The 3500-nt window shown below is 69.6% G+C and carries 3 protein-coding genes and 2 pseudogenes; 3 read left to right on the plus strand and 2 right to left on the minus strand.

Annotation, left to right across the window (positions count from 1 at the left end; translation table 11 throughout):
- Positions 1-185, minus strand: a pseudogene (locus ACIRDX_RS21780) (hypothetical protein); the annotation flags it as partial.
- A gap of 135 nt (positions 186-320) precedes the next feature.
- On the opposite strand from ACIRDX_RS21780, the gene ACIRDX_RS21785 reads away from it, so the two are divergent.
- The gene (locus tag ACIRDX_RS21785) at positions 321-1187 is read left to right on the plus strand and encodes a helix-turn-helix domain-containing protein (RefSeq protein ID WP_396627525.1); all 867 of its coding nucleotides are present in this window, start codon (positions 321-323) and stop codon (positions 1185-1187) included.
- Positions 1188-1223: 36 nt separating this feature from the next.
- Here ACIRDX_RS21785 and ACIRDX_RS21790 read toward each other — a convergent pair whose 3' ends face one another.
- Complete coding sequence (locus ACIRDX_RS21790; RefSeq protein ID WP_396627526.1) at positions 1224-1400, minus strand: PEP-CTERM sorting domain-containing protein; 177 nt, start codon at positions 1398-1400, stop codon at positions 1224-1226.
- A 239-nt stretch (positions 1401-1639) separates the two neighbouring features.
- On the opposite strand from ACIRDX_RS21790, the gene ACIRDX_RS21795 reads away from it, so the two are divergent.
- Together ACIRDX_RS21795 and ACIRDX_RS21800 are read left to right on the plus strand one after the other, a co-directional pair.
- The gene (locus ACIRDX_RS21795; protein ID WP_396627527.1) at positions 1640-3268 is read left to right on the plus strand and encodes an alpha-N-arabinofuranosidase; all 1629 of its coding nucleotides are present in this window, start codon (positions 1640-1642) and stop codon (positions 3266-3268) included.
- A pseudogene (locus tag ACIRDX_RS21800) lies at positions 3265-3500 on the plus strand (esterase); the annotation flags it as partial. The gene ACIRDX_RS21795 and the pseudogene ACIRDX_RS21800, both read left to right, overlap by 4 nt.

A 3500-nucleotide genomic window follows, 5' to 3' on the forward strand; every position in this document is an offset into this window, starting at 1 on the left:
TCGCCGTGCATCCAGAAACACGACAGCACCGCCAGGATCACGAGGTCGGCGAAGACCTGCCCCGGGCCCCAGTTCTGGAAGTGTGGCCTGATGATGCCCAGGAAGCCCACGTCCATCAGGGCGATGGTCGTGAGCAGGCCGAACAGGACGATCACGACCGACAGGGCAAGCACGCGTGGCGACATGATGGCCTCCGGGCGGCCGTGCATCGCCCGCGGGATGCGGGCGGGCGGCCGCCTGATGCCCGCAGTGTCGACTCGGCCAGGTCACGCCGGCAATTACCTGCGAGGTCATTGTGGCGATGCCGTGGAGCGCCGACAATGGCGCACGAGAGGGAGAACACTCTGCTGCCCGTGGTGTCGCCCACCGTGCCCGCCGTCGCCCCATCGTCGTTCTCGCCGCTGTTGCGCGAGTGGCGCCAGCATCGCCGCCTCTCCCAACTCACGCTGGCCGTCGAGGCCGGCGTGTCGCAGCGGCACCTGAGCTTCCTCGAGTCAGGACGCGCGACACCGAGCCGGGCCATGGTGCTCCACCTGGCCGAGGCGCTCGAGGTGCCGTTGCGAGTCCGCAACGAATGGCTGGTCGCCGCCGGCTTCGCCCCGGTGTTCCGATCCAGCCCGCTCGACGACCCGCAGATGCGGCAAGTGCTCTCGGCCGTGCGGCGCATCCTCGCCAGTCACGAGCCCTTCCCGGCGGTCGCCGTCGATCGCGCGTGGAACGTGCGGCTCACGAACGAACCCTTCGAGCGGCTCTTCGCCCTGCTCGGCGACGACCTGTGGACACGCGTGGGGGGCACGTCGCGCAACCTGGCGCGGCTGTTCTTCCACCCGGCGGGGTTGCGCCCGTTCGTCGCGAACTGGCGTTCGGCGGCACCGCTCCTGTGGCAGCGTGCGCAACGCGAGGCGGCCGCCTCGGCCGGCGGCGAGATGCAGGCGCTGATCGACGAACTCGCGCCGTCGGTCGATGCCGAGACGCGCAGCGGCCCCGAGGATGCGCCGTTGCTGCCGGTGCTGCCGCTGGTGTTGGAACGCGACGGACTGCGCCTGTCGCTGTTCTCGGTCATCGCGACGTTCGGCACGCCTCAGGACGTGACCACGGACGAACTGCGGATCGAGAGCCTGTTCCCGGCCGACGAGACGACCGAGGCGTTGCTGCGGGGACTGGGGGGCGCGGAGAAGCCGACCTGAACGCCTCAGGGGCGCCAGGTCGGCAGGCCATGGGGCCTACGAACGACGGCGCTTGGCCAGGTACATCCCGGCGCTGCCGAGGGCGAGCAGCGTCATCGATGCGGGCTCGGGCACCGAGACCACCGAGGGGCTGACATTGGCGAACGTGTGCGACACCGTCGCCAGCACGATCAGGACCGCGCCGGACGCGGCGCGCAGCAGAACGTTGATCATCGAATCCTCCGGAGCAAGGCTGGGGAGCCTGTATCCATGGTTAGCAAGAGTCGAGCCACACCGACGACGCGCCGGCACCGGGCAGATCGCCGAGCCGGTGGGAGGGAGGCGTGTCCCGCACCCGCCGACAGTCCTCTCCCCGAGAGACTTCTGTCCGCGCGATGCAGACCTGGCCGTCGAGGTTGACGCGTCGCCACATGCGGCATAGCCTCCCGGCGTTCCCGCCCCCGGAGACCACGATGCCCCCATCCGCCCGCCCACGCCGCCGACGCCTGATCGCCCGCGCGGCGTCGGTCGCCATCACCCTGGCCGGCCTCGCGGTCGTCGGCGCCGCACCGTACGCGCAACAGGCGCCCGTCCTCGTCTCGGTCGATGCGTCGAAGACGGGGCCGACGCTGAACCGTCACCTGTTCGGGCAGTTCGCCGAGCATCTCGGCAAGGGCATCTACGAGGGCGTGTGGGTGGGGACGGACTCGCCCATCCCCAACACGCGTGGCATCCGCAACGACGTGGTGGCGGCGCTGAAGGTGCTCAAGGTGCCCAACGTGCGGTGGCCGGGCGGGTGCTTTGCCGACGAGTACCACTGGCGCAAGGGCATCGGTCCGCTGAAGGAGCGCCCGGTGACGCTCAACCCGAACTGGGGCGGCGTGATGGAGCCGAACACCTTCGGCACGCACGAGTTCCTCGACTTCGCGCAGCAGATCGGCGCCGACCCGTACCTGTCGGTCAACGTCGGGTCCGGCACGCCCGCGGAAGCCGCCGACTGGCTCGAGTACCTCACGACCGACCAGCCGACGGCGTTGGCGAAGGAACGCGCCGCCAACGGGCACGCCGCGCCTTACAGGATTCCGATCCTCGGCATCGGCAACGAGAGCTGGGACTGCGGTGGCAACATGTCGCCGGAGTACTACACGAGCCAGTTGCGCGTGTTCAGCCGGTTCGTGCGGAACTTCAACCCGGCACAGCAGGACAAGGACCGCATGCTGAAGATCGCGGTCGGTCCCGGCGGCGGCGAGCCACGCTTCGCGGAATGGACCGAGACGGTGATGAAGTCGTGGAAGGGACGCCAGTGGAGCTGGGACCACATGGACGGCCTGTCGCTGCACAACTACACGGTCGTGCGCTTCCCTGCCGCGTACAAGTCCGTCGGGTTCGACGAGCAGGAGTACGCCGAGATCCTGCAGGACACGCTGAAGATGGACCGCCTGATCCGCGAGCACAGCGCGATCATGGACAAGTACGACCCAGAGAAGACGGTGGCGCTTGCGGTGGACGAGTGGGGCGCCTGGTACGCCCAGTTGCCGGGCACGACGCCGGGCTTCCTCGCCCAGCAGAACAGCGTGCGCGACGCGATCATCGTGGCGCTGAACATCAACATCTTCGCCAGGCACGCCGATCGGGTGCGCATGGCCAACATCGCCCAGATGGTCAACGTGCTGCAGGCGATGCTGCTCACCGACGGGCCGAAGATGGTGCGCACGCCGACGTATCACGCCTTCCGCATGTACGTGCCGTTCCAGGGCGCGACGTTCGTGCCGGTCACGTTCGACGCGGGCCGGTATGTGCAGGGCGCCATCACGCTGCCGCGGGTCGACGCGATGGCGGCCAGGGATGCGACCGGCACGCTGTGGATCTCGCTGACCAACGTCGACCCGAAGACGCCGATCGACATCGCGACCACCCTGACGGGCATGACGGCGCGGTCGGCGTCGGGCGAGGTGCTGACGGGCGCGGCGATCGACAGCGTGAACACGTTCGACGCACCGGATACCGTGGCGCCGACGCCGGCGGCGGTGACGCTTGCAGGCAATCGCCTGTCGGTGACGCTGCCGCCGCACTCGGTGACGGTGGTGGGGGTGCGGCCATGAAGGCCCGGGCAGGCATGACGCTGGCGCTGGCGGCCATGGCGACGCTCGCATCCGCAGGCGCGGCGCGCGCCCAGGTGCAGACCGAGGTGCCGCCGCCGGTCGCCGGCGCGAAGCCGGTGACCGTGGAGCGCATCTCGGTGCATGGCGCGTCGCTCGAGGGCAACCTCGAAGGCAATGCAGCCGACCGGCAGGTGCTCGTCTTCCTGCCGCCTGGGTATGCGACGCAGAAGTC

This window comes from Luteitalea sp., assembly GCF_044337415.1.
Taxonomy (GTDB): domain Bacteria; phylum Acidobacteriota; class Vicinamibacteria; order Vicinamibacterales; family Vicinamibacteraceae; genus Luteitalea.

What these genes read in the sequence shown, in the direction of transcription:
- ACIRDX_RS21785 (WP_396627525.1), top strand. Translation starts at nt 321, where the DNA reads ATGGCGCACGAGAGGGAGAACACTCTGCTGCCCGTGGTGTCGCCCACC.
- ACIRDX_RS21790 (WP_396627526.1), bottom strand. Translation starts at nt 1,400, where the DNA reads ATGATCAACGTTCTGCTGCGCGCCGCGTCCGGCGCGGTCCTGATCGTG.
- ACIRDX_RS21795 (WP_396627527.1), top strand. Translation starts at nt 1,640, where the DNA reads ATGCCCCCATCCGCCCGCCCACGCCGCCGACGCCTGATCGCCCGCGCG.